Raw genomic sequence first — 25999 nt, forward strand, 5'->3', positions numbered from 1 at the left:
TTGTGAAACGCCGCAGCGGCTACGATAGTTGGAGAGTTGTCTCCTGCAACAATTGCTCGGTGCCAGGGCAATAATACAAACAAAACCCTTCTCTTGCATATAAGAGGAGGTTTTTGTTTTAGACCCACCTACTTATTCTTGTTTTTCAAGCTTAAGCGAGTTCTATTGGCGCCACTCATAAGCGCTTGTTTGAATTTTTACCTCTGTGTACTCTGTGTCTCTGTGGTAAAAATCTAGCATACACCTCTGAATATTACGGGCAAGGATGCCCGTTCCACAAGATGAAGATGTTCCACAAGATGATTAATTGATATTTCTAAGCTTGAGTTGATTGATTGTTTCTATATCAGGAGCTTCGGCGCCAACAGTTTCTTCAAAGATTTTAATATTCTGTAAGCTGTTAAAATAATTTGGATACTCAGCTACAACTGTAGAAGCATAAGTCTCAATACATTTACTATCTAAAACTGAAATATCTTCAAATAATAAACCTTTTATTGGCTCACTCAACTGTGTAAACTGGGATATTGATCCTCCCTCAGCATTAACAAAACAACTAGAACGTCGAATAGCACGTAAAATTTCTTCTGTTAACGCTTTTGATATCTGTAACTTTTCAGCAATTTTATTTCTAATTTCATTAAAAGTTAATGGTTCCTCAAGGGATTTTATCGTGCTGACTAACTCTGTAATCACATTCAAACGGTGTTCTGGTGAAGGACGCAGTTTTTTGTGATTCAAAAATGTATATAATTCTTCTGTGCTAAATATAGAAGCTTGTATTTTTGATTCTTCAGTAGTAACTAACCCCAAACTATTCGCAAAACAATTTGTTAAGTTATTCAGATTAACTACAGTAATATTATTATTATTTCGATTCCAGTCCTCAGTCTCACTATCAGTTAATGATAATGTAACCAAAAAAGCTCGATTTTTAGAAAGATTTAGGCGCCTGCGTTTAGAATGTTCATTGATTTGATTAAGATATACATTACTTTTATCACCAGTTTTGACTTCAAACAAAATTAATTGATTATCAACTAAAAATAAAGCATCAAGCTCATAATACTTCGACTCCTCAAAAGAATAACTCACATGAGGATTAATTAAATATTCAAAATTTATACCATGCAGTGAAAGCAAACTACATATTTTGTAAACAACAAACTTTTCTAACCAACCTCCCTCAAAAAAACTTCTAACCTTTGTATCTCCACTATGTGGTTGAAACCGAATCCTTTTCTCAGACTTAATATACTTAGAAGTCCATAACCCCTTACTCTCTAAAATGGCTCTAAAACGTAAACATATCTCATCATTATCCTCACTGCCAGATAATTTATACGAAAAACCACCCTGCATGTCACCGCTTATACTCGCTTTCATCTTTCGATACACTAAAGCTAATGCAGGATAGCTATCTCCCATAAAAATAGCTGTATCAAATAAATCATCTTTCTCTAACTGCTTGTAAGGCAACCTTAAATTAACCTTCAATCTATTTAATTCAGCTATTAATTTATCGGCGCCTGTTGCTGCAATAATTGGAGGTGTATATGAAGTTAATATCGAATTAACAGGGTTAACTACAAGCTGATTACTACTTTGAAGCTGATAAAACCTCTCTAAATTTTCTACCTTTAATTCTAAATTCGCATAGGCTGTTGCTAAACGTTTAACCTCTCGAAGCAATCGTTCGTTTTGTTTGTCTTCTCGAATATTCAGTACAGCCATACCTGCGCTAGCAATTGCACTACTAAATACTGCTGCACCAGTTTTAAACGAAGGTGACAAAAAAGCTGCAACGGCTCCGAAACCAAAAGTTACAGAAAAAGTCGCTAGGGTAGATTTCAAGGATTTTGGCTGCATTGTAAGATTCTATTTTCACTTCTACGATACAAACTCTCAAGCAATCCAGGCTAGCATTCTTCCATTACAGAACTTGACGTAACTAGAACTAATGTTCTATCAATCCAGTCTAAAATCACTTGATTTACTTCCTCCGGACTTTCATCATGGGGACAATGCCCAACATTCTCTAAGTTAAGTATCTGTAAATTACTATTGTACTGCGCGAATATCGGCGCCAATGCAGGTGGCACAAATCTATCTTTCTTCCCCCATACCAACAACATTGGTATATTTAAAGTCGGCAAAATAGCTTTAACACTAGGACTAAAATTGGCGCCAATCGAGGCCTTAAACAAAGCAGTAAATGCACGAACACTGCCTCTGTCTTGCGTAGGGCCCGCAATAATATCAATCAATTCATCAGTAATCGCTTCTGGATTAGCATACGCAATTGCTGCCCAACGACGTAACACCCCTGGTTGACGCAGAAAATAAAACAAAGGCTTAAGAAACAAAGGTGAAGCTACAAAATTTTTAATTGTGGCAACAGTTGGACGTAAAAATGGCGGAATAGCTTCAAGCTCTAATGATGGGTCAGGTAAACTCATCATTACTAAACCCTTTACCATTTCAGGATGGGCAGCAGCAGCAGCTATGGAAACTAACGAACCTAGCGAATTTCCCACTATCACCACTGGCTTATTAATAAAACTCTGCCAAAAGTCGTATACTTGTTCAGCCCAAAGACTAACACTGTAATTTACAGGTGCTTTCACAGAGGCGCCCCATCCCAACATATCAAGGGCATATACTGTATGATGCTCGCTCAATACCTCTAAATTTTGGCGCCAGTGACCAATAGAAGCACCAAAACCATGTAAAAGAATGATGGGTACAGAATCACAACCAGTTTGTAAACCCCGAATATATGTATAGCGAGTTTGCCATCCCCGCCAAACCCAATCGCGCTGTGCCCCAACTCTTTGCTGCCACGTCAATTGTACCATCCACACCTCCCGCACGTTAAATTTTGTAAACAGTTTTAAGTTTGAAGAGACATAATTACCAGTTACTAAATCTATTCTAAGTAAATTAATCGGTGTATGTTTGCAAATACCGATAAAACATACTTTGTTGAGGCACTATTAATAATACTTATGGTATCTATCAGTAAAATTGTCAGCGGAAATATTAAGTATATTTACGGATAAAAAGCTTGATAAATTAGCGGGTCGTAGCTGTTAGAATAGTAGATGAAGACTGACATTTTGTAATAAGGGTTAACAATTTGACAGAAATTGGGTTGGAGTGAGTAGAATAACAAGTATAGCTAAATAAAGTTATCGCAAACGCACCTGTTTGTGAATTAGCTAAACTCGGAACAGAGGTTTCTATTGTTTAGAAAGCTTTGATTATCGAAGGTATTTAGCTTTGACTGTTATGTACACATTCGGATAGTAACCAAAATCTTAGCAAATAGCTCCTACAAATCATAAATGGCTGTGATTGAAAAAAGAAGAAGTCGCGACCTGCCCCAAATTAACGAACGGATCCGCTTCCCAAAAATTCGGGTCATTGATACCGACGGCGCCCAATTGGGAATTTTAACACCCAATGAAGCATTACAACTAGCAGAAGAAAAAGAGCTAGACCTAGTGCTTCTCTCAGATAAAGCCGAACCGCCTGTATGCCGTATTATGGACTATGGCAAATACAAGTTTGAGCAAGAGAAGAAAGCGCGGGAAGCGAGGAAGAAACAGCATACTGCTGATGTTAAAGAAGTCAAGATGCGCTACAAGATAGAAGAGCATGACTATAACGTGCGCGTCAAGCAAGCAGAGCGCTTTTTGAAAGATGGGGACAAGGTAAAAGCTACCGTCATGTTCCGGGGTCGAGAAATTCAACACAGCGACTTGGCAGAAGAACTGCTAAAGCGCATGGCAACTGACCTAGACTCAGTTGGTGAAGTGCAGCAAATGCCCAAAAAAGAGGGTAGGAACATGATGATGCTGATATCGCCAAAAAAATAATAGCGTTATTCAATTGCACGATTACCAAAAATTTACATAAAACATGATAGTCCTGAGCGCTGAGTGGGAAAAATAATACTCAGTAGCTCAGGACTTTTGTCGTGAGTGCTGTCTATACGAACAATTGTTCTGTTCGTTTATCGTTCACTTGGGTGACGCTCACCACTTTCGTACAAATGCATGGAACTCAATCATTGGTCGGCTAAAGGGTTAGGTAAAAACTTAAATGAGCAAATCTTGGCGATTGTAAATTTGCGTCCAGAGGAGAGTAGACGCACGTGGCTAATGTTGGCTTTTTATACCACAACATCCGTAGGGTTACGTTGGACAGAAGATAGTACTGTAGCGCTGTTTTTGGGTAAGTATGGCGCCAGTTGGTTGCCTTTAATTTATCTTGCCAGTGCCGTAATGGGTACGCTACTCGTTTTTTTTTACTCCCGTTTGCAAAAAATGTTTTCCTTGCGTTACGTAATAGCGGGAATTGCACCATGCATGTTCATACCGCTAATAGTACTGCGTGTGGGTTTAGAATATCCAACTCTTGCTGTAGCTACCGTATTTCTATTACGGTTATGGGTTGATGCGTTTTATGTGCTTAACGACCTCAACACTTCTATTGCTGCCAATCACATCTTTAATATTCGTGAAATTAAGCGAGCATACCCCATAATCAGTAGTGGACTATTGGTTGCGGATATTTTCAGCGGTTTTAGTTTGCCACTGCTGTTGATATTCGTAGGACTTAAAAATATTATCATTCCCGTTTCGGCAATTTTTATTATCGCAGGCGCCTTAATCCTCCGTTATTTAAGCAGCGAACAAAAAAGTTCATTTCCCGAACCTGAAAAGGTAGCTTCAAAAGAAGGACGCGCACGACCACAACTTTCTGGTAAGCTCAGACACTACTCACTGTTCTTATTTGCTTTTTTTGGATTATTACAAATAATTAATATATTAATCGACTTTCAATATTTAACTCAAATCGAAACAAATTATAGTGGTCAAGAGATAGCAAGCTTTTTAGGGATATTTAGCGGGGTGACTGGGGTCTGCGAACTATTGATGCAGTTATTTGTATCCAGTCGAGTCCTCGAAAAGTTTGGAGTCTTTTTTGCCACAGCAACTTTACCAATTTGTATTGCGGTTTTACTACCCTTATCGATTACATCATTGAGTTTGCTGCCAATTACACAAGGGCAACACTTTTTTTGGGGTTTAGTAATTTTGAAGTTTTTTGACGAACTACTGCGTTACACATTAGTAGTTAGTGGTAGTCCTCTGCTATTTCAACCAATTCCTGATAAATTTCGTTCGAGTGTACAAACCTTATCGGGGGGTATTGCTGAAGCTTGGGGTACAGGTATCGCAGGTATTGTAATTTTAATTACTCTTTTTATCGGGGCTAACCGAATTCCGTTAGCAAAAAATTGGGCATTAGTAGCTGAAACAACAATTGTCGCACTCCTAACTTTAGGGCTACTTTGGATACTACGGTCACTTTATGTTGACTTGTTGGTGTTAAGTGCAGGAAGGGGTAAACTAACAGGTGCCGATGTTGACGTGCGTACATTTAAACAAGCGGTGGTCAAAGCACTAAAAGAATCAGGTAGCGAAAGTGATAAACGTTCATGTATTGAATTGTTAGCTACTATTGACCCACAAGGAGCAGCAGAAGTACTGGCGCCATTATTAACCAAACTACCAAGCACGCTACAAATATCTTCTTTAGAAGCAATGCTTGATGCAGGTGCGACAAAAACATACGTACCACAAGTCAATTTACTACTCAAACAATCAGAAACCGAGGTAAACCCCGAAACATTCGCGTTAGTCTTGCGTTATGTTTGGCTAGCAGAAGATAATCCCAACTTAAGTAAGCTCGAACAATTTCTCAACGAAGAACATCCCATCATTCGCGCAACTGCCGCAGCATTACTATTGCGTCAAGGAACAACGCAGCAAAAAGTCGCAGGTACTCGCACACTCAAAGCAATGCTAACTAGTTCGAGTGAACGTGAACGAGTAGATGCAGTCAGAGCATTAAACGCAGCAGTTTATTTACAAACGTTACGGCTTTTAATTCCAAACTTATTAGAAGACAAATCATTGCGGGTGCGTCGTGCTGTGCTAGAAATGATAGCAGCAACACGATTAGAAGATTACTACCCCGCACTTTTAGGTGGACTTTACTATAAATCAACGCGCACTTGTGCGATGCGTGCTATCGTCAAACTCGAAAACGAAGGATTACCATTAATACTGGATTTAGCGACAAATCCGCATAAACCAGAAATAGTGCGAATGTATGCATGGCGAACAATAGGAGAAATTCCGACGTGGGAAGCAATGGATACGTTATGGAAAAGCTTAGAAACATCGAATGGTAAAGACCGCGACCGTATTCTTCGTAGCTTACTGAAGCGACATGAAAAAGAAGGAATTTCTAGTTTAGTCGAGAAATCGTATGAAACTCACGTAGAACGATTAATCGATGAGGAAATAGCCTTTTTAAGTGAGATATATGCTGCGTACAGAGATTTAGAAACACAAGGTGAAGTATACGCAAATTATTTAGAATATAAAACACGCGAATTTATTACCGATTATCTATCTAGTCGTAAAGTAATGGATATATGCCAATTGTTACAGCGTGCGTTACTCGATTTAGAATTAGATATCAAGGAGCGATTATTTTTGTTTTTAAAGCTACTTTATTCTCAAGATACAATCCAAGCGGCAGCATTCAATGTTTTATCAGAATCACCAAAAAACCTAGCGCGGGGTTTAGAAATACTAGAGCATACAGTTACATTACCCAATAAATCGCTACTGCTAATAATTTTAGATAAACGTCACCCAGAGCAAAAACTTCAAGCTTTAATGGAAGCAAAAATATGTAAATACGAGCAAATGGTAGTCAGTGACCGAATTCGTCATTTACTGACTCTCGAAAACTCACTATCTGACTGGTGTTTAGCATGTTGTTTTCATTTTGCTTCTGCTGCACATATTCGTTTGACCACAGAGCAAATAATTGAAAACTTACGTCACCCCACTAGTTTTGTGCGTGAAGCAGCTATTTGTTATCTAAATATAGCTTCACGTCGTATACTTATTGAACTATTACCACAGTTACAAAAAGACCCCCATCCTTTAATAGCAGCACAAGTCAAAGAGTTAATTCAAAAATATCTTTAAAAGAACCACTAGTAAACCTAAGCCAATATATTAATATGTTAACCAGCGTTGACCGTTTATTATTCGTTCGTCGAGTTCCGATTTTTCAAGAATTACGCGATGATTTTATTGTTCGTCTTGCCTCTGTTATGGACGAATGGTCGTTTGGCGCCAATCATACAATATTTCGACAAGGAGAAGAAGGACGTTCACTGTTTATAGTAGTTTCTGGTCGCGTCAAAGTTCATATCGAAGACCGACAACTTGCTGTATTTCCTCAAGGTGAATCCTTTGGAGAAATGGCAGTTTTTGACGCTCAACCTCGCTCTGCTACTGCAACAACCCTCGAACAATCAGATTGTTTAGAATTAACTCAAGAACAATTACACGACGCTATCGAAGAAACACCCGAAATTGCTTTAAATATTATTCGCGTTCTCTCACGTCGCATACGCGATTTAAATGCTGTTATTAATGAATTTGGAATCGAAGAATAAACTGGCAACGGATATAACGGATGTAACGGATGTTGTATACTGCAAACGGGTAAAATCTATACTTTTGTCATGAGTCGCGAACGAAGGGCGCAGTTTTCCCGCAGGGTAGCATCTCATGTCATGCTGAGAAACGAAGGGCGCAGTTTTCCCGCAGGGTAGTTTTCCTTTATGCTAGGATATCCGCTTATGATAGGAAAACCCAACATTAAATATTTAGACAATGCTGTAAAAAACATATTTAAGTAATTTTACTTTCACTATTTGTGTAATATCCACAATTCTCAAATAAAAATATTTTGTATATCATGACAGAATATTACTTTTCGCTTTTACCGCGTTTTAATTATCGCGCTATATTTTTTTGCTTATTCAAATATTATTCGTCTTGATATAAATATGGTTTTAAGTTTTAACCCTGGAAAATTAGGTCCAATCAAGGTTTCAGAGGATAATACACATTTTCTAGTTCAAATTCATCCTGGAAATCGTGAGCGTGCAAAGAAAATTCCAGGACGGCAATGGGATGGAAATCGTGAAGCATGGGTTTATCCTAAAAACGCGACTACCTTTGAAGCCCTTTTAGAAGAGTTTCAGAAGGATGCCGACAGTTTTAATATCCGGCGGCCACCAACAAAACGTCCTGCTGATATCAAGGCGCCTGCTAAAAAATCAAACTATTATGAGTTTGATGACCAGTTTCTTGAAGATGAAGAAATACCTTCGCTTGAAGATAGTAGTGATTCACAAGGCAAGATTTCGAGCGAGCTTGAACACATCCGAGTCATGCTTGAATCACTTAAAGATGTAGCAGCTAACCAAAGTCGTACTATTGAAGAACTGCGTGAGACGCAAGAAGAAGCGACTAAGATACTTAATAAATTTGAGGCGCCTATCCAACCATCAGTAGAAACTCATATAGTTGAGGTACTTCCTGACAAGCTTGACCCAACCAAGCAAAAAGAAATCGAGTTGATAGAAAAAGCACTTATCACAATTGCCTGCTTTACTTCGGGTCAGCAGAAGTCATTTTGCGACTGGATAAATAAATACAAGCCTCTTAGAGAACCGACAGTTTTTGTTATAAATACTCACGAATACCTTAAAAAGCAACTGGGTAAGCTTGTGGGAGATGAGAATCCTAATACAAGATTTGGTGCCCTTATTGATAAAGCTAAACATGAAGAACTAATTTTCTTTGACAAAAGTGACCCAGTAGATAGACCGATACCAATCCTTTTTAACCTGAATACTCATCGTAATCGCTTTGGACATTCTTATGACTCCGAGCAATGGGAGCAGTGGAGCAGATCAATTTTGTATCTGATTAACCTTGCTTTAGTTTGGTCAAAGGTCGTGATAGAAGCAGAGGACTCTAATGAAGAATAAAGGCACCTCAATTTGGGAATGTTACCAACTGCCTGGAATTTTACGCCCAGATGGTTGGAGAGAAGTGCTTGAAAAATGCCTTGAGACAGTACACTGCCCCTACCGCTATGATATTCTGGATACATCACTACGGATTTGGAACCCAAAAGAGCCAGAAATAAAGGTTCCAGGCTCTAAGTACACATGTCGCAATGGCTATAAGCTTTCAAGAGTAGCCTTTGGACGAACCGAACAAGGTACTTTAGTTGGTATTTCTCTCACCCGTCTAGTTTTTGAGCCTGGGTCAAAGTTTCCAACCTTCTTTTCCACCGACGAGCTTTTTACTAAAGGTAAGTATCCAGAAGTTTTGCGCCACCAGCAAATGATTGCTGGTATTGAGAAATTAATAAAGTTTTTCAATTATTCTCTTAATCAGACAGAGCTTAAACATTACAGCGATTACACAGAAGCGCATCCTGCCACAAACATACGTTACTACTTTGGTAATGGCTCTCTCTCCCTAGCTGAGATTGTTCAAAATTCAGGGTTATCAAAAAACTTGTTGAATGCAGTCAAAACTGGCAAGGCTATTATACCAGCTTCTGTGAGGCTTGGGGTTCTTTCTGGTACTGTCAGTGCTACTGGTGCAGCAGTTCGTCCACCTGACACAATTATAAATCGGTTGAAATACCTTGATTCTGAAAAAGCAGCTTTCCAACTTTGCTCAACTACATCAAACCCTCTCTATTCAAGGCACGGTCTTGCTATTGCTATCCTCGCAAAAGCTAACGGGAGCATCTTTGTTACAGAACCCGATAACTTTCCTCATTTCCGTGATAGTTGGTTTGTTGGACTTGATATGGGTAGAGGTGGTTACTACAAGGGAAAAGTTTTAGCAATTACACTCACTAGCCCAGAGGGTATATTACAGGCTCATTGGCGAGCTAGAAAGAACGAAGATGAAACACTTTCAAAACAAGTGCTTTGTGAGGGTTTATCTTGGATTACTTCCCAAGCAGAATTATTGGCGCCTAATCGGCATATTTATCTTATACGTGATGGACTTAGACCACATAACGAATCAACAAACTCTTATTATGAAGCTATGCTCAACCCTAATTTTACGCTGATTGAGTACTCAAAATCTGGCTCTCCTTTAATCCATTGTGCGCCACTAGAACCCGAACCAGGTACAACAATTTTGCTTGAGGGGTCAGATTTCACCGCCCTATACCCCTGTATTTCACCGCAATATGGAATACTAACAACAGCAGTAAAATTCCGTACATCAATCAACCCTAATGGACATAGCCCATTAGAAATAGCTTCGTTGCTTACTGCTCTGTGCCATTCAGCTACTCTCTCTTACCAACCCAGTCGTCTCCCTGCTCCACTTCAATGGGCAAACGGACTTGCTCGTCTCTCATATACTGATCTACAGTTTTGTGGTTGGTCTCATAAAGCTAAGAAGCTTATCTATCTTGATGCACCCTAAGTAGTTTATTTATAGGTGTAAGTCCTAACATTATATTTTATTGCTTAATAGATGATGGTATTGAAGTAATGCGGGTACTCCACAGTGCGCGAGATGTCGAAAATCTTTTTGAGTAGACCATAGCTATTAGAAAGTCCGAGTTAAGTGTCCACCCCTTTCATAAGTGACATAAAGTATTAGAAAATATACGTGGATGTGACTTTTTCTCCAGGAATTTTGGCACCGTGTGAAGATTTACAAGCGAGGATATATTTACATCTGATTTATCCTCTAGGAATTTTGGCGCCATGTGAAGATTTTCCTAATAGTTCTATAAAAGTTTAAATTATACCAGCGATGATATTGATACTTAAAGCTAAAATTACTGTGTTGAAGAAAAAGGTTAATATACCATGTGTTAATGCTAATCGCCTCATTGAACGTGATGTTATTTGCACGTCTGATACTTGACAGGTCATTCCTATGATGAAAGAAAAAGACATGAAGTCCCAGTAATCTGGTTGTTTTTCTTCGGGGAAATCTAAGCCATTATTTTGTTCTTGGTCTGGATTTTCTTCGTAATCACGATGAGCGTGTAATTATTCCAGTTTATCGAACCAAAGGCGCCACGAATAAAATGTAATCTCCAATTATGTAAGTCTACACCAGCCGCAGAACGATGTCCAAAGGCTGCTTGTGCCATCAAAAATGCTAACGGGTCGCCAAACCTAACTCCACAATACGCACCGTTTGATGATAAAAACATCGTTCTGAGAAGCGCTTCTTGGTTTTTTTGTGAGTTTACATCGTTTCTTCAATGTTTTGACATAACAACGTAATACCGTGTTCTTAAGATAGACAGCATCCTCATTCAAGCTAAGATATCATGAGTAACACACTATCTTCGACACTTAAAGAAAATAAGCGCCTACCTACAGACGAAGAATGGGCGTTATATCTAAATATTAGTACTTAAGAACTGCTGAGTCAAATTAATCAAGGGCAAAAAGCCAAGCAAAACATGATTGAAGCCAACCTGCGTTTGGTTGTGGCAGTTGCTAAAAAGTATCAGCGTCGGAATATGGATTTTCTTGATATTATTCAAGAAGGCACATTGGGCTTAGAAAGGGGAGTTGAAAAATTTGACCCGGAAAAAGGTTATAAGTTTTCTACTTACGCTTATTGGTGGATTCGTCAAGGTATCACACGCGCCATAGCACAAAAATCTCGCGATATTCGCCTACCAATTCATATTACTGAAAAATTAAATAAAATTAAGCAAATTCAAAGAGAACTATCTCAACAATTAGGACATACACCTACTATTTCTGAAATTGCCGAAGCTCTAAACCTAGAGCCAAGTCAAATTCGTGAATATTTACTTTTAATTCGTCAGCCAATTTCTTTAGATATTAAAATAGGCGCCGCACAAGATACCGAACTGCGTGATATGCAAAGAAGACAGCGCTCCACCTCCTGAAGAATATACTGAGCGCGAATTATTATATCAAGAAATTCAAACTTTATTGCAAATTCTTAACCCACAACAACGCGAAGTATTGATATTACGTTTTGGTTTAGCCGATGGAAAAGAGCAAACTTTAGTTCAAGTTGCTCAACATATGGGGTTGAGTCGAGAACGAATTAGACAAATTGAGCAACAAGCTTTCAAAATTTTAAAAAGGTACAAGTATAGATTACATAGTTATTTAGCAAGCTAGTTAAAATCTTAATTTTTATCAAGTTCGTAGCGCCGCAAGAGACTTTTGACAAATGGGAATTTGGATTATAAACTCTGTATCGGCGCCACTCATTGATGTAAACATTAACTTGCCTTGATGTCTTTCAGTAATAATTTGATAGCTGATAGACATTCCCATACCTGTACCTTTACCAACGGGTTTTGTAGTAAAAAATGGGTCGAAAATACGTTGGTGTAGATGTTCGGGAATATCTGGTCCATTATTAGCAATTTTTACTTCTACCCACTGTGAATCCACTATGGAGGTGCTAATTGTAATTTTATTTGAATTGCCCTTTATATTTTGCTTTTTTCGTTTGTGATTTGTTTCTTCTAAAGCATCAACCGCATTTGATAAAATATTCATAAACACTTGGTTCAATTGTCCTGGATAACACTCTACTTCTGGAATGGTGTCATAGTTTTTGATAATCTCTATTTCTAACTTTTCTGAACTAGCGATAAAACGATGCTGCAAAATTAACAATGTACTGTCAATTCCCTCATGAATATTTACTTTTTTCAATTCCGCTTCATCCATACGTGAGAAGTTACGCAGCGATAGCACTATCTCTTGGATACGCTCAGTACCTATTTTCATCGAGTTGAGAATTTTGAACAAATCTTGTTTGATAAACTCTAAATCAATTTTTTTTGCTCGCACGCTAATTTCTGCGACTGGTGTCGGATAATATTTTTGATAAAGCTCCACAAATCCGAGCATGTCAAGAGTATATTCCTGCATATAATCGAAATTAGCGTGTATAAAATTTACAGGATTATTGATTTCATGTGCAACACCTGCCACTAACTGCCCTAAACTAGACATTTTCTCTTGTTGTATTAATTGGCTTTGAGTACGCTGTAATTTCCGCATTGCTTCTTCTAAAATTTCATTTTTATTTTCAAGCTCGACTTGAGAAGAAAATATTTGACTGAAGCGTGCTAACAAATCAAAGCTTCGATAAAAACTCAGAAAATATATGGCAATTATTACCGTCGCTAAATCTGTTGCTGCTTGCCAAGCAATTGGGTTAGGTAGTCCCAGCATCCCAGCACCATGCATACCATGACCAATTGCACAACTAAAAAATATTCCTGCTACTGCCATTACAAGTGGATCTACCCCAGCATGTCTGTTACGCCATACACCATACGCAATTCCCGATGATATGGCTAAATAACAACAAGCTATGATTATATTCTCGCCCGTTAAAATCAATGACACGTTTGTTGATTCTACCAAATGATGCATAGATAACATAAATACAAACCATTATCTTTTATCATGCATCGTTTTTGCCATTCGGCACCAGAGTAAATTCAACATTTATTATATTCTTTTTACATAAAGAAACCGGGTTTCCCAAGAAACCCGGTTTCTAAAACTATACTCTAGTCGCGTCTTCTTGATTTAACTGCTGTTCTATGTTGCCAATAGCAGCATTTAAACCAGCTAATCTAGTTTCAATATCATCACGCATCGTTTTCAGAAAACTTAGCTTTCGCTCCAAGCGGGCTTTACGGGAAATTGTATCACTGCTGTAGCAGGAATTATTCCAAAAATAAAATGGGAACATAATTACATACCATATAACTCTATTTATATTGTCACGAAGTTTTTTTTAAATTAGGGTGAGTTGACTGTCAGGAAAACCGAACAAATGCACTATATTTATTTCTTATATGTTAGTCGAAAACAGCATCGGTCAAATTACAGTTAGTTAAATTAGTATACTGAAGTTTAGCTCCTCTAAAGTCGGCGCCAGTTAAATTAGCTCCTTCTAAGCAAACGTGAGTCAAATTTGCACCTCTCAAATCAGCACCTTGCAAATTGGCGAGTTTGAAATTCGTTCTTATTAGCTGTGAATCGCTCAAATTTGCCTGCTTTAAGTTGATTTCGGTCGCTGATGCCCCAGTTAAAGTGGCTTTGCTTAAATTAGCTTCACTAAGATTCGCACAATCTAGTTTAGCGCAACTGAAGTTAGCTTCGCTTAAGTCGGCGCCTACAAGTTCAGCACATCTCAAGTTAGCGTTGATAAAAATTCGCTCTCCTCTTGCGTAACTAGTTTTGAGTTCTAAGGGTTTTAAACTCTCAATAACAGCTTTTGCATCACCTTGATAACACCATGACGTTTCGAGCAGACTTGCAGCAGTGTTCACCGCAACTTCATCGCATGGGTATATAACCACACCATTGCAACCATCCCACTTGCCTTTGAGCATAAAAGCGATATCGTTGGCTTTTTCGACTGAATCGAATAGTAACACAGGCTTTGGAGCTTGACCTAACAAGCTTTGAATAAAATGTTGTATATACATATAGCAATTTTATGATGACAATTTTATTTTATAGTGCTGCTTTTAGTGTAAAATGCTTCTAAAGGTAGATACAGCTAATGTCTAGTTCTTTATATTGTAATAATCCATCGGAAGAAATATGCAGCTTACTCCGACTGATTGAGTTAATTTTTTTTTAGAAATGTGCAAATAATAGTAATAATGCTCAATAAATTTTTACAAGTTTGGTTTAAAGCTTGATTTAAAGCAATAAAACCCATTGTTTAGTATACTAGGAGGCACATATGACAGCTCAACTACCAACACAAGAATATAAAGAGGCAGAGTACGTTGACAGTATCTCTGAAATTTCAGAGATTTCTCAAAATACTGCTGCGTTAGGAAGTTCACAGCTTGCGACCCGTCCAATGCTGCCTCCTGCCACCGAGACTGAAACCGACTTAGAAAAAATCGGCGCCCAAATTTCTGACTTTTTGGCAGAGTTACCTAATAATGCAGCTTGGTTCTATAGCGAATACAAGTTTTTGTTTATTAGTTTTGGTGCATTAGTCGCAACAGTCTTTGCTCTGCGGATAATGCTAGCAGTTGTTGGCGCCATCAATACTTTTCCATTGCTTAAAGAATCTTTCCAACTGATTGGTATTGGTTATAGTGCTTGGTTTGTGAACCGTTATCTCAAGAACGAATCAAAGCGCAAAGAGCTATCTGGAACAATTGACTCGATAAAAGAAGAGATTAATTAGTTTTTCAATGTCATGGTGAACGTAGTGAAGCATCTAAAAACTTTGAAGATAATCGAGATTCTTCGCTGCGCTCAGAATGACAATTTTTTTCAAGATGGAACTTTTACCACTAGCAACGAGAAGCAGTCAACGTATTTATTTATACGTTTGGCTTATTGGCTGTTTTCCATACTCTAAAATGTTTTGTATTAGCAAGATTGTTTCTTCAAAGTTAAGAGGTTTAGTAATTATACCATCAAATTTAATTTTGTCAGGAAGCAAATCATCTAAATCACTGTAAGCTGTGACTAATACAACAGCAACAGATGGTCTATTTTGACGTACCCAGCGAGCAACTTCAATACCGTCAATTATTGGCATCATTAAATCTAGTAGCACAATATTTGGCGGATTTGCTTCAATTTTAGAAATTGCTGTGTATCCACAATTCGCAACATCAACTAGATATCCTTCCATCTCTAATAATGTTGCTAAAAGTAAGGCATTATCGATATTATCGTCAACGACAAGAACTCGCTTTTTACCTAAATTTTGAGTAGAAAAAATGTTACGCATGATTAAAAAACCTTGATTTTAAAAAGTATGTATGGTCATGAAAATATACACTCGATATCAAATTAGAGTGATATCAAGCTTTACTTGCTTATTATTAAATTTGTCTATATTGTCTCAGATGCTAACGGGCAGTCCCCTTCTCCCTTTAGTTAGGTTATTACAATAGCGAAGGAATATATAATCAATGTATAGATAAAAATTTATGTAAGGTAGTGCTTTATCCCATATTGTCACTATACTAATGGTGGCGCCAAATGAACTGCACAGGCGCCTTGGGTTATGCTACAACCTGCCAGAATTAATTATACAAAGTAATTAGAAATTTAATTTTGAACTTGCACGGGCACTTTGTGGGGTAAAGGAAATGATTTCTTGCACGTTTGATAGAATAGTGTTGCATATAACATTTAAAGGTAGGTCATTCGAGTCAGAACCAAAAGGCTCTTCGATTTCACCTCCGACATGTTCGATACTCAGTAAGCTAAAACCAACGAATGCATTAATGGCGCCTGTCCACCACTGTACATTGTCAACAAGTTCAAGCGGTAAAACTATACAGTAAACAATTACCAACATTCTTAATATAATACCGTATATTAACGGTAGAGGTGTTTTCAAAATACGCTCGCAACCTCCTAAAATATTTACTAATTCACTCACTAGTGTATTTAAAGCTGTAAGTTGATAAATATCTAAACATTTCTGGTCATGTTGCTGCTGTAAATAATCTCCTATCCAAAAAGCAATTTGTAATGGAGGGTGGTTTACTTGCTGGAGTTTCCGGTATTGACTTTCGCTCATCAATAATTCTAACTCTTCGTTGACTGGTTGCCCTCTTAGATGTAACTTCATGGCAATGGCAAACGCAGCAATGAGCAATAATGTTGCTTCCTTTTCCTGTCGGTCTTCGGGTGACTTCTCTTTAATTATTATCCAAATATCACGAGCTAAGTTTCGTATTGCGTTGACTAAACCTCCCCAGAGTTTTCTGCCTTCCCAAAATCTTTCGTGAGCAGTATTAGTCCGGAAAACCAGTAACAAAGTCAAAATAATATTAAAACTCCAAATTATTTTGGTAAGAATATTACCGTCTTCAGACAGCGCTACAGAAAACCCCAAATGAAAAAGTAACGATACCAAAAAAGCATACGCGGCAAAAAAGATAGTCCACGGTATCACTGCCGGAAGTAACGAACTAACAGGTTGTAATACTACTTGTAGACGATTTGGTAGTTTTCCTCTGTAAAGACGATACTTTAAACGTAACGAATTGCTCGCTTCTTGCAACTGCTTTTGACTTTGATTTTTGCTGTTGCTGTCGCGCTTTTTATTCGATGGAACAATTCTGAGAAATTTGAGTTGGATTTTAAGGAATCTACGCAGCATGAGTTTTGATTTTACTGGGTTTAATAGTAGTAAAGCGCTAGTTCTATATATTGAACTTAGCGCCCTACCATTATTATTTTCAAGGTCTTTATACTAGCTGACCTCTGTGATGCTTTTTTATTTTCTATTATGTATTTATATTAATTCTAATTTTTACAGGCGCCTTCTACCTTGATGCATAAACTTTTAGATAAATAAATTAAGTTTTACTTATAGATAGTATTAACAAAACTAATACTTATGGAGATTAGATATATAGGTCTTATGACTGAGCAATAAATAAAGCTGGTTCACCAATAAGAGGGAAGACTTTATAAAAAATTCAAGTATTCTAATAAAATGGAACTAAAATAAAAACTTTTTTGAACAATGCGTGCGTCCTCAATGCTGTAAGAGTAAATTCGTCAAGTTCACAGGCGCCTCGAAGCAAAGAGTACACGGTGTTATAAGCATAAGGTAAACTACAATGTTACATAAACTATATTCTAGCTAAAGGCGGACAACAAACTGACATTTTTATGCTCACACCTTGAGGATGAATTTTAATTTAAATGTTGATTCGTCCGAGGTAAAAACTAAAATGGCTACTTTTCTAGATAGTATTACCGATGGTGTAATTATTCTTGACCGACAGTGGCGGTTTATCTTTATCAATGATGAAGGCGCCAAAATTTTTGATAAATGTCAAGAAGAGTTGATAGGTAAAAATGTTTATGAAGTATTGACAGAAGCGGGAACACCTGTTTTTTATCAAAACTGCCACAACGCAGTAAGTCAGCAAGTGCCAATGCGCTGGCAAGAGTTCAACACCTTGCTTGATAAATGTATAGAATTTTACGTCTATCCTTCAGAAAATGGTTTGGTTGTACTGACTCAAGAAGTTTCAACGCTTCAGAAACAGCAATCTGGACTACCATTTGTGTCTAATCCATTAGAATATCAGCTGCTTTATCAAACTGTAAAACTAGCTGAAACTGATGGCGCCGCTTTAAATCAAATGATACAGCATTTGATGGCGGAAGCTGCACTACGTCATACAAATGCTCAGTTCGCAAAAATTCTTGAAAGCATTACAGATGGAGTTGTGGCTTTTGACCATGAATGGCGTTACACTTTTGTTAACGAAAAAGCCACACAGATTCTACAAAAATACGAAGGTGAGTTACTGGGTAGAAATATTTGGCAAGTATACCCAGAGTTAGTTGATACAGCAATTTATCAAAAATGTCACGAAGTTGCCGATACTGGAACTTCAGTACAATTTGAAGCTTACTACCCAAAGCTTAATCTCTGGCTAGAACATAATATCTACCGCTCGGTAAATGGAATTTCGATTTATTTTCGAGATATTACGCAGCGTAAACAAATAGAAACAGAACGACATTCATTATTTATACGCGAACAAAATGCACGTCAAGAAGTCGAACTTGCACAAGCTAGGTATGCTTTTTTATCGGAAGCAGGACGAGTGTTAGCAACTTCGTTAGATATTCAAACTACTTTATCATCAGTAGTACGTTTGGTTATACCATTTTTGGCAGATTATTGCTTAGTGCAGAAACTGGGTTCGGATGGTTCTTTTCAGTCGGTTGCTGCAATGCACTGTATGAGCGAGAAACAAGGACTAGTTGATGAGTTAGCCAACCGTTATCAAAATCATATCAAGAGTCCAAATAGTTTGACTGCTAGAGTTTTTCAAAGTCGAGAACCGATTTTAATAACTGAGTGTGACTATAATACGGCAACTTCAGTTACGCAAGACGAGGAACTTCTCAATATATATGAGCAATTACAACCTTGTTCATGTATGATGATACCGTTAATTGCGCGCGGTCAAATTTTTGGAACGTTATTTTTAGCAACATCTGAGTCACAACGTAGGTATACAGAGTCAGATTTGGTATTGGCTGTTGACTTAGCTTGTCGCGCAGCAATGGCTATCGATAACTCGCAATTATACCAGCAAGCGCAAGAATCAAATCGTCTCAAAGACGAATTTTTGGCTACGATGTCTCACGAACTTCGCACACCACTACACTCTATATTAGGATGGGCACAAACGCTCGCGCGTCGCAGTTCAACAGATAGTGCTGTCCAAAAAGGAGTCGAGACGATTGAGCGCAATGCTAAAAATTTGCTAAAAATTGTCTATGATTTGCTCGATGTTTCCCGTATTATTACAGGTAAGTTGTGTTTAGATGCAGCGACTGTAGATTTTGCAATGATAACTCAGGAGGCGATATCGTCGTTACAACTAGCAGCAGAAGCAAAATCAATTCATATCGAGACATACCTCGACCAAAATATTAATCCAGTGCGTGGAGATGCGGAACGTTTAAGACAAATTGTCTGGAATTTAGTTTCTAACGCTATCAAATTTACACCCAAAGGAGGAAGCGTTACAGTTCGTCTTTTTCAACAGCAGTATGTTCAGCTAGAGGTTAAGGATACAGGACAAGGTATTCGCACAAATTTTCTACCTTATATATATGACCGTTTTCGTCAAGCAGATGGTTCTTTTACTCGCATACATGGAGGGTTAGGATTAGGATTATCTTTAGTACGGCATTTAGTCGAAATGCATGGTGGTACAATTGATATTTACAGTGCTGGAGAAGGTCAGGGAACAACCGCTACTCTCAGACTGCCAACTTCCATTTAATCGAATACTACTGTAGGAAGCGACATACCGTGTTTATACACTAAGAGCGTGCGTCTATATAGCGGAATCTTGCGTCTCTACATTGAAAATTGCTGCTCATACACTGTAATTCTGCGTCCCAGCACCAAAATTACGGGTCTATACATATATTTAATTTGAGGAGAATTCAATGACCGCAGAGGAGTTATTGCAAAAATATGCCGAAGGGAAAAGAAATTTTGCAGGAATTAATTTGGCGAACGTATGTTTATCTGGTATGGATTTACGTGGTATAGATTTGAGTAGAGCAAATTTAGTAGAAGCAGATTTATCGAGCGCAAATCTTAGTTTTGCTAATTTACGTCAAGCGAATTTAGTCAAAGCCAATTTAATGAAAGCAAATTTAAATCATGCAATGCTTCTCAAAGCTAATTTGAGTGAAGTTCAGTTGAACGCTGCAATTTTAACGAATGCTATTTTGGTAGAAGTAAATGCTAGTCATGCTTTTATGCTAGAAGCGGTATTGACAGGCGCCAACTTTAATGATGCGTTTTTACGTGGCGCCATTATGCCTGATGGTAGTGAGTATATACCAGAATCTATTGTAGACGACACATATTTTAAATAATATATATACACACGTAGAGACCGTATTAATACGGTCTCTACAAAATTTCGTTATGTTAGAAATTATGCTTTATCAACGATGTCTTTAACGCCATCTTTGACATCTTCTTTAGCGTTGCGTGCTTCAGCTTCTACTTGCTTCGCTTGACCTTCAGTTTTATCTGCGGGGTCACCAGTTACATTACCAAGTGCTTCTTGCGCTTTGCCTTCAATATTTTTCGCAGCAGCTTTTGCTTTTTCTTCTAAACTCATTGTCTTAGCTCCTTATTAATTGTCAAACTGATTTTTTTATCAATTCAATGAGATAAACTTCTTTATCCCACCTATTACCTAATATCTCGTCATAGGTGAGTATTGGCATCCCACTCAAGTTGTATAAATATTTATATCTGATAATCCAAAAGATATATAATTATAATTAGGCTTAAATAATCTTTAATATCTCTCTTTAGATTGGTGAAAAGCGTGTAACATCTGAGATAGTCTGAAAATGAATTAAATCAAATAGCCATTTTCAACAATAACAATCAAGGCTTATGCTTCTACAAGACAAAGAAACCGGAACTTTAGTAGAGATAAATGACTTGCAGGCACTAATAAGCCCTAATCAAGATAGTGTGACAGTGCAAGACCAATCAGGACAAGAAGAACAAGACCCAGAACCTTTAAAGAAATCAAATTTGATTTTTCCTTCTGGTGAAAGCTTACCTCGCTGCTGGTTAGATGCTGACTACCAGAAATAATATTTCAACGAAAAATTGTCATTCTTACTACGTGTAGAATCTTAGAGATGCTTTACTGTGTTGTGGATGACAATTTTTTGGTCTTAGTTTTGTTATTAATACTCTTGCCAATATAAATATTCTTGCTAATATAAAAAGTGTTTTGTCGATTAGCAAAATTCTTCATATTGGAAAGATGCTGCCAAAAAATCAAAATGAGTAACGGAATTGGTTTGATATTGAAAATTTTATTCAATTTTTAGAAACAATCCAGAATATTATCGTATTTGTCCTAGCTATAGGTTTATTTGGAGTGATGGTAATTCGTTTGTACGATTTATTTAGCTCTCTCATTGTACCAATTAAGTTTCAAAATATTACATCAGATATATTATTTATTTTAATTTTAGTTGAGTTATTTAAACTATTGATAATATATTTACGCGAACAGCGTATATCAGTGGGGGTAGCAGTTGAAGTTAAAATTGTATCTGTGCTACGGGAAATAATTATTCGTGGCGCCTTGGAAATACCTTGGCACAAAATTATATACGATGATAATTAACTACCTGGTTATTGAGAAAACTCATGGCTAAACCCGTAATAATGACGGTTGACGACGACCCAGAAGTTTTACAAGCAATTGCGCGTGACTTAAGACAAGAGTATGGAGACCGCTATCGAGTTGTACGTGCGGAGTCGGGAGCAACAGCGTTAGATGCACTCGAAAAGCTTAAACTTCGTAACGAAACGGTGGCATTGTTCCTTGCCGACCAACGAATGCCCCAAATGTCAGGTGTAGAATTTTTAGAAGGCGCCTTATCAATATATCCCGGCGCCAAGCGAGCGTTACTAACAGCGTATGCTGATACAGATGCAGCAATCCGCGCAATCAACACAACAAGAGTAGATTACTATTTAATGAAACCGTGGAACCCTCCAGAAGAACGGTTATATCCAGTCTTAAATGATTTACTCGATGATTGGTCAGCTTCGTTTAGTCCCCCATTTGAAGGAATACGAGTAATTGGCAACCGTTGGTCACCGCATTCACATTCAGTAAAAGACTTTCTCGCGCGTAACCAAGTACCATACGAATGGATGGATATTGAGTTATCGCAAGAAGCACAGAAATTAGTCGAATATGCAGAATGCGACCATTTGCAACTACCCTTAGTACTTTTCCCTGATGGTACAAGTACTCTACAACCAACTAATACACAAATTGCCGAGAAAATAGGCTTACAAACCCAAGCGGGAAAACCCTTTTATGATTTAGTGATTGTAGGTGGTGGCCCTGCGGGTTTAGCTGCTGCTGTCTATGGTGCATCGGAAGGATTGCGTACAGTTATGCTAGAACGCGAGGCGCCTGGAGGGCAAGCGGGTACAAGTTCGCGTATCGAAAATTACCTAGGCTTTCCAGTTGGATTAAGCGGTGGAGACTTGGCGCGTCGTGCTGTAACCCAAGCTCGGCGGTTTGGTGTCGAAATTATCACACCCCAAGAAGCTACAGGTATTCGCGTAGAAAAGCCATATAGATTTATACAACTAGCAGATGGTAGTGAGATTAGTTGTCATGCATTGATATTAGCACTGGGTGTATCATGGCGCCGTTTAGATATACCAGGTGTAGAACGGTTAACAGGTGCAGGTGTTTATTACGGCGCCGCACAAACCGAAGCATTATCATGTCAAGGAGAAGATGTATATATAATAGGAGGCGCCAACTCTGCTGGACAAGCAGCGATGTACTTTTCTAGATATGCAGCAAAAGTCACCATGTTAGTGCGCGGAGACTCATTGACTAAAAGCATGTCGCAGTATTTAATAGAGCAAATAGCATCAACACCCAACATCGAAGTCAAAGTACACACCAGCGTCATCGAAGCAAAAGGTGAAACCTCTTTAGAAGCAATCACACTTCAAAACGTATTAACCCAAGAAACGCAAACAGTACCCGCGAACTCACTATTCATATTTATAGGCGCCCAACCAGCAACTACATGGTTAGATGGAATAGTCGAACGTGACGAACGTGGGTTTATATTAACAGGCCCCGACTTGAAACGTGAAGAAAGGCGCCCAAAAGGATGGAACTTAGAACGCGACCCATACCTACTAGAAACAAACGTCCCAGGAGTATTCGCAGTTGGAGATGTGCGTCATAACTCAGTCAAACGTGTAGCATCAGGAGTAGGAGAAGGTTCAATATGTGTCCAATTTGTTCACCAATATCTAAGTAAAGTTTTGTAGTCTCTTGTGGAACAGGCATCCCTGCCTGTTAGACATTCAAAGCAATATTATATTTAGGGCGGGGCATTCTTAAAGCCCACCTCACAAGAAAACTTATGCTGCACGACCCAAACGAAAACGCTTTATTTCCCAAGTTACCCGAAGAAGCATTACATAAAATGCAAAAAGTCGGCGCCAAAATTCATTTAAATGCTGGTGATACTGTATTTACAGAAGGGCAAGCAGATTATAAATTTTGTATTGTTTTAGATGGAGAAATTGAAATAACAAAGCAACTCGGTGGAGAGAGAAAATTGCTTGCAGTTCACCGTCGAGGTGAGTTTATGGGTGAAGTATCAATGTTAACTGGGCATGGCGCCTCAGCTAGCGCGCGTGCATTAACAAATGCGACAGTTTTAGAAATAGATAGCGAAACATTTAAACGTATTATTGCTGAATGTTCACCAATAGCGGATGTAATATTAACGGCAATGGTAGGACGCAGCAAAGATGTAGAAGTGCAAATGCGTCATTCTGAAAAACTTGCAGCACTTGGTAAACTTTCCGCAGGTTTAGCACACGAATTAAATAATCCCGCAGCAGCAGCACAACGCGCTTCATCAAACTTACGTGAAATTTCAAAGACTTTGCAATCTTTAATGTGTGAGCTTTATTCTTTATCGCAAGAGCAATTAAAGTTTCTTCGTGACTTTGAACTTCAAGCAAACCCTACTATAAAACTCGACCCTTTAGACCAAAGTGATAAAGAAGACGCTGTAACCGACTGGTTGGAAGACCATGATATTAAAAATAGTTGGAAAATGGCGCCAACATTTGTGAATACAGCTATAGATACAGATAAACTAGATAATCTTGCAGACCAAATACCACAAGATAAACTTGAAATAGTTTTACATTGGTTAGAAGCAAAACTTGCCCAAACTTGTTTATTAAACCAAATTGAACAAAGCACTGCGCGCATTTCAGAAATAGTTCAAGCAGTTAAAGGTTATTCTTACATGGACCAGGCGCCTTTACAAGAAATCGACGTACATCAAGGAATAGAAAACACTTTAATTATATTTGGGCACAAACTCAAAAAAGGTATAGCAGTAAAACGAGAATATGATTTAACATTACCGCGTATCCAAGCTTACGGCAGTGAACTCAATCAAGTTTGGACTAATTTAATAGATAATGCTATAGATGCCATGAAAGGCAAAGGGCAATTAACAATTCGTACAGAATCAGATAATACTTGTATATTAGTTGAAATTACAGATACCGGAACAGGAATACCAGAAGCTATACAACCGCGTATATTTGAACCATTTTTTACTACTAAAGAAATGGGCGCCGGAACTGGGTTAGGGTTGGATATTACCTACCGTATTATAGTGAAGAAGCATCACGGTGATATTCACTTTGTATCTAAACCTGGAAATACGAGTTTTCGTATTTACTTACCAATTAATCCAAGTGAGAAAACTAAATGTGAAAGATAGGCAACAGATGCAACGGATGTAACGGATGATTTGTTTGTTACGCACAAAATTTTGTGTAAGGTTATCAACCCCCTCAAACCCTGCTTTCAACTAATTAACCATCCGTTACATCCGTTATAATCCGTTGCCATGTTCGGCGCCATTATTGAGCAATAATCGTAAAACAGACAAAGCCAAAATAATCAAAAACAATACTAAACCGATAGTACAAGCATAGCTAATCTCTAAATTAGTAAAAGCTTGCTCGTACAAATAATAAACAATAGTTTTGGAACTATTGCGTGGTCCACCTTGGGTCATAATAAATACTTCTTCAAACACCTTTGTCGCAGAAATTGCGGAAATTACAGCAACTAAAGCTAAGTAAGGACGCATTAAAGGTAAAGTAATGTCCCAATGTTTACGCACTCCGTCCGAACCATCTATTGAAGCAGCTTCGTATACATCAGCAGGAATTGATTGTAACCCAGCTAGATAAATAACCATGTAATAACCCAAACCTTTCCACACGGTTACAGCCATTACACTGAAAAGGGCAAATCTTGGACTAGTTAACCAGGGAATACCTTCTTTGATAATACCTAAACTTTGAAGAAGTTGATTAATCAAGCCATTTTCTTGATATAACCAGTTCCATGCAATACCAGCAACCACCATTGAAATTACAACTGGTGCATAATATGCTGCTCTAAACCAGGTAATACCGCGTAGTTTTTGATTGACTAAAATAGCGAGAGCCAAAGGCGCCGTCACTAGAATTGGCACTACTACAATTAGATATAATATAGTATTACCCAAAGTCTTCCAAAATGTAGAATCATTAGATAAACGAACAAAATTAGCCAAACCCACCCATGTTTGCGACCCGCCGAAATCTTGAATTTGCGTAAAAGTCAAATAAAATGCTTGAAGCGCAGGTATAAATACTGTTAAGCCTAAAATGACTAAAGCAGGTAGTAAAAATAAATAAGGTGTTAGTAGTTGCTGAATACGAAGTTCATTTTTGGTTATATATTTAAACATAAGCTGACTAATTGAGTATAAGTTTTAATTTGTAAATCTACCTCTCGATAGTAGTATTTTCGTTCTGTCGGTAGATGATTAAGAAAGTTTAACTTTTGCATTATATAAATGCAAACTAATACTACACCA

23 protein-coding genes and 2 pseudogenes are annotated in these 25999 nt (G+C 37.9%); 14 read left to right on the forward strand and 11 right to left on the reverse strand.

The features are described 5' to 3' along the window. Positions 1–303: 303 nt before the first annotated feature. Both DSM106972_RS00005 and DSM106972_RS00010 read right to left on the reverse strand, forming a co-directional pair. Positions 304–1869: a PDDEXK family nuclease gene (locus tag DSM106972_RS00005; protein ID WP_127077672.1), complete on the reverse strand. Its 1566-nt coding sequence runs from the start codon at positions 1867–1869 to the stop codon at positions 304–306. 50 nt (positions 1870–1919) lie between these two features. Then, positions 1920–2858, reverse strand: a complete 939-nt coding sequence (locus tag DSM106972_RS00010; protein WP_127077674.1) for an alpha/beta fold hydrolase — start codon at positions 2856–2858, stop codon at positions 1920–1922. A gap of 489 nt (positions 2859–3347) precedes the next feature. Between DSM106972_RS00010 and infC the strand changes: the two genes are divergently transcribed. The 6 genes from infC to DSM106972_RS54695 all read left to right on the forward strand — a co-directional run bounded on the left by infC (position 3348) and on the right by DSM106972_RS54695 (position 10739). Beyond that, entirely contained in the window at positions 3348–3881 is a 534-nt protein-coding gene (gene infC, locus DSM106972_RS00015; protein ID WP_019493538.1) for a translation initiation factor IF-3, read from the forward strand. 180 nt (positions 3882–4061) lie between these two features. Further along, on the forward strand, positions 4062–7079 hold the full coding sequence (locus DSM106972_RS00020; RefSeq protein WP_127077676.1) for an Npt1/Npt2 family nucleotide transporter: 3018 nt from the start codon (positions 4062–4064) through the stop codon (positions 7077–7079). A 35-nt stretch (positions 7080–7114) separates the two neighbouring features. Beyond that, positions 7115–7555, forward strand: coding sequence for a Crp/Fnr family transcriptional regulator (locus DSM106972_RS00025; protein ID WP_019493536.1), 441 nt, complete (start codon positions 7115–7117; stop codon positions 7553–7555). A gap of 396 nt (positions 7556–7951) precedes the next feature. Further along, complete coding sequence (locus tag DSM106972_RS00030; protein ID WP_127077678.1) at positions 7952–8941, forward strand: hypothetical protein; 990 nt, start codon at positions 7952–7954, stop codon at positions 8939–8941. Then, on the forward strand, positions 8931–10415 hold the full coding sequence (locus tag DSM106972_RS00035) for an argonaute/piwi family protein (protein ID WP_127077680.1): 1485 nt from the start codon (positions 8931–8933) through the stop codon (positions 10413–10415). Before DSM106972_RS00030 ends, DSM106972_RS00035 begins: the two co-directional genes overlap by 11 nt. Positions 10416–10604: 189 nt before the next feature. Further along, positions 10605–10739 carry a hypothetical protein gene (locus DSM106972_RS54695; RefSeq protein ID WP_267901033.1) on the forward strand — a complete coding sequence of 45 codons (135 nt, stop codon included), beginning with the start codon at positions 10605–10607 and terminating at the stop codon, positions 10737–10739. Here DSM106972_RS54695 and DSM106972_RS00045 read toward each other — a convergent pair. Both DSM106972_RS00045 and DSM106972_RS00050 read right to left on the reverse strand, forming a co-directional pair. Beyond that, a pseudogene (locus DSM106972_RS00045) lies at positions 10736–10927 on the reverse strand (DUF1345 domain-containing protein); the annotation flags it as partial. The gene DSM106972_RS54695 and the pseudogene DSM106972_RS00045 overlap by 4 nt on opposite strands. An 8-nt stretch (positions 10928–10935) precedes the next feature. Beyond that, positions 10936–11160: a hypothetical protein gene (locus DSM106972_RS00050; protein WP_127077682.1), complete on the reverse strand. Its 225-nt coding sequence runs from the start codon at positions 11158–11160 to the stop codon at positions 10936–10938. A gap of 147 nt (positions 11161–11307) precedes the next feature. Here DSM106972_RS00050 and DSM106972_RS00055 point away from each other — a divergent pair. Further along, positions 11308–12115 (forward strand): annotated as a pseudogene (locus tag DSM106972_RS00055) (sigma-70 family RNA polymerase sigma factor); the annotation flags it as partial. A gap of 18 nt (positions 12116–12133) precedes the next feature. Here DSM106972_RS00055 and DSM106972_RS00060 read toward each other — a convergent pair. From DSM106972_RS00060 to DSM106972_RS00070, 3 genes are all read right to left on the reverse strand, one after another. Continuing rightward, the gene (locus DSM106972_RS00060; protein ID WP_233787857.1) at positions 12134–13363 is read right to left on the reverse strand and encodes a sensor histidine kinase; all 1230 of its coding nucleotides are present in this window, start codon (positions 13361–13363) and stop codon (positions 12134–12136) included. 160 nt (positions 13364–13523) lie between these two features. Then, positions 13524–13715 (reverse strand): hypothetical protein, encoded by a 192-nt coding sequence (locus tag DSM106972_RS00065; RefSeq protein ID WP_127077684.1) that lies wholly within the window; start codon positions 13713–13715, stop codon positions 13524–13526. 109 nt (positions 13716–13824) lie between these two features. Then, positions 13825–14457, reverse strand: a complete 633-nt coding sequence (locus DSM106972_RS00070) for a pentapeptide repeat-containing protein (protein ID WP_127077686.1) — start codon at positions 14455–14457, stop codon at positions 13825–13827. Positions 14458–14720: 263 nt separating this feature from the next. On the opposite strand from DSM106972_RS00070, the gene DSM106972_RS00075 reads away from it, so the two are divergent. Further along, positions 14721–15179, forward strand: a complete 459-nt coding sequence (locus DSM106972_RS00075) for a CAAD domain-containing protein (RefSeq protein ID WP_127077688.1) — start codon at positions 14721–14723, stop codon at positions 15177–15179. Between the two features lie 135 nt (positions 15180–15314). Here the strand turns inward: DSM106972_RS00075 and DSM106972_RS00080 are convergent, their stop codons facing one another. Then, the gene (locus DSM106972_RS00080) at positions 15315–15734 is read right to left on the reverse strand and encodes a response regulator transcription factor (RefSeq protein WP_127077690.1); all 420 of its coding nucleotides are present in this window, start codon (positions 15732–15734) and stop codon (positions 15315–15317) included. Positions 15735–16049: 315 nt separating this feature from the next. After that, positions 16050–17120 carry a bestrophin family protein gene (locus tag DSM106972_RS00085; RefSeq protein WP_127077692.1) on the reverse strand — a complete coding sequence of 357 codons (1071 nt, stop codon included), beginning with the start codon at positions 17118–17120 and terminating at the stop codon, positions 16050–16052. A 580-nt stretch (positions 17121–17700) separates the two neighbouring features. On the opposite strand from DSM106972_RS00085, the gene DSM106972_RS00090 reads away from it, so the two are divergent. Further along, positions 17701–19782: a sensor histidine kinase gene (locus tag DSM106972_RS00090; protein ID WP_158632737.1), complete on the forward strand. Its 2082-nt coding sequence runs from the start codon at positions 17701–17703 to the stop codon at positions 19780–19782. A 169-nt stretch (positions 19783–19951) separates the two neighbouring features. After that, the gene (locus tag DSM106972_RS00095) at positions 19952–20389 is read left to right on the forward strand and encodes a pentapeptide repeat-containing protein (RefSeq protein WP_127077696.1); all 438 of its coding nucleotides are present in this window, start codon (positions 19952–19954) and stop codon (positions 20387–20389) included. A gap of 62 nt (positions 20390–20451) precedes the next feature. On the opposite strand, the gene DSM106972_RS00100 is transcribed toward DSM106972_RS00095, so the two are convergent. Beyond that, positions 20452–20640, reverse strand: a complete 189-nt coding sequence (locus tag DSM106972_RS00100; RefSeq protein ID WP_127077698.1) for a CsbD family protein — start codon at positions 20638–20640, stop codon at positions 20452–20454. Positions 20641–20924: 284 nt separating this feature from the next. Here DSM106972_RS00100 and DSM106972_RS00105 point away from each other — a divergent pair, with 284 nt between their 5' ends. The 4 genes from DSM106972_RS00105 to DSM106972_RS00120 all read left to right on the forward strand — a co-directional run bounded on the left by DSM106972_RS00105 (position 20925) and on the right by DSM106972_RS00120 (position 24847). Continuing rightward, positions 20925–21131, forward strand: a complete 207-nt coding sequence (locus tag DSM106972_RS00105; RefSeq protein WP_127077700.1) for an acetyltransferase — start codon at positions 20925–20927, stop codon at positions 21129–21131. A gap of 259 nt (positions 21132–21390) precedes the next feature. Beyond that, complete coding sequence (locus DSM106972_RS52400) at positions 21391–21675, forward strand: phosphate-starvation-inducible PsiE family protein (RefSeq protein ID WP_411675270.1); 285 nt, start codon at positions 21391–21393, stop codon at positions 21673–21675. Between the two features lie 23 nt (positions 21676–21698). Next, a complete protein-coding gene (locus DSM106972_RS00115; RefSeq protein WP_127077702.1) occupies positions 21699–23363 on the forward strand; it encodes a response regulator in 1665 nt (554 codons plus the stop codon). Between the two features lie 95 nt (positions 23364–23458). Beyond that, positions 23459–24847 carry an ATP-binding protein gene (locus DSM106972_RS00120; protein ID WP_127077704.1) on the forward strand — a complete coding sequence of 463 codons (1389 nt, stop codon included), beginning with the start codon at positions 23459–23461 and terminating at the stop codon, positions 24845–24847. 114 nt (positions 24848–24961) lie between these two features. On the opposite strand, the gene DSM106972_RS00125 is transcribed toward DSM106972_RS00120, so the two are convergent. Then, complete coding sequence (locus DSM106972_RS00125; RefSeq protein WP_127077706.1) at positions 24962–25870, reverse strand: carbohydrate ABC transporter permease; 909 nt, start codon at positions 25868–25870, stop codon at positions 24962–24964. Positions 25871–25999 lie beyond the last annotated feature (129 nt).

The sequence above is a fragment of the Dulcicalothrix desertica PCC 7102 genome, assembly GCF_003991905.1.
In the GTDB taxonomy this organism is placed as follows: Bacteria; Cyanobacteriota; Cyanobacteriia; order Cyanobacteriales; family Nostocaceae; genus Dulcicalothrix; species Dulcicalothrix desertica.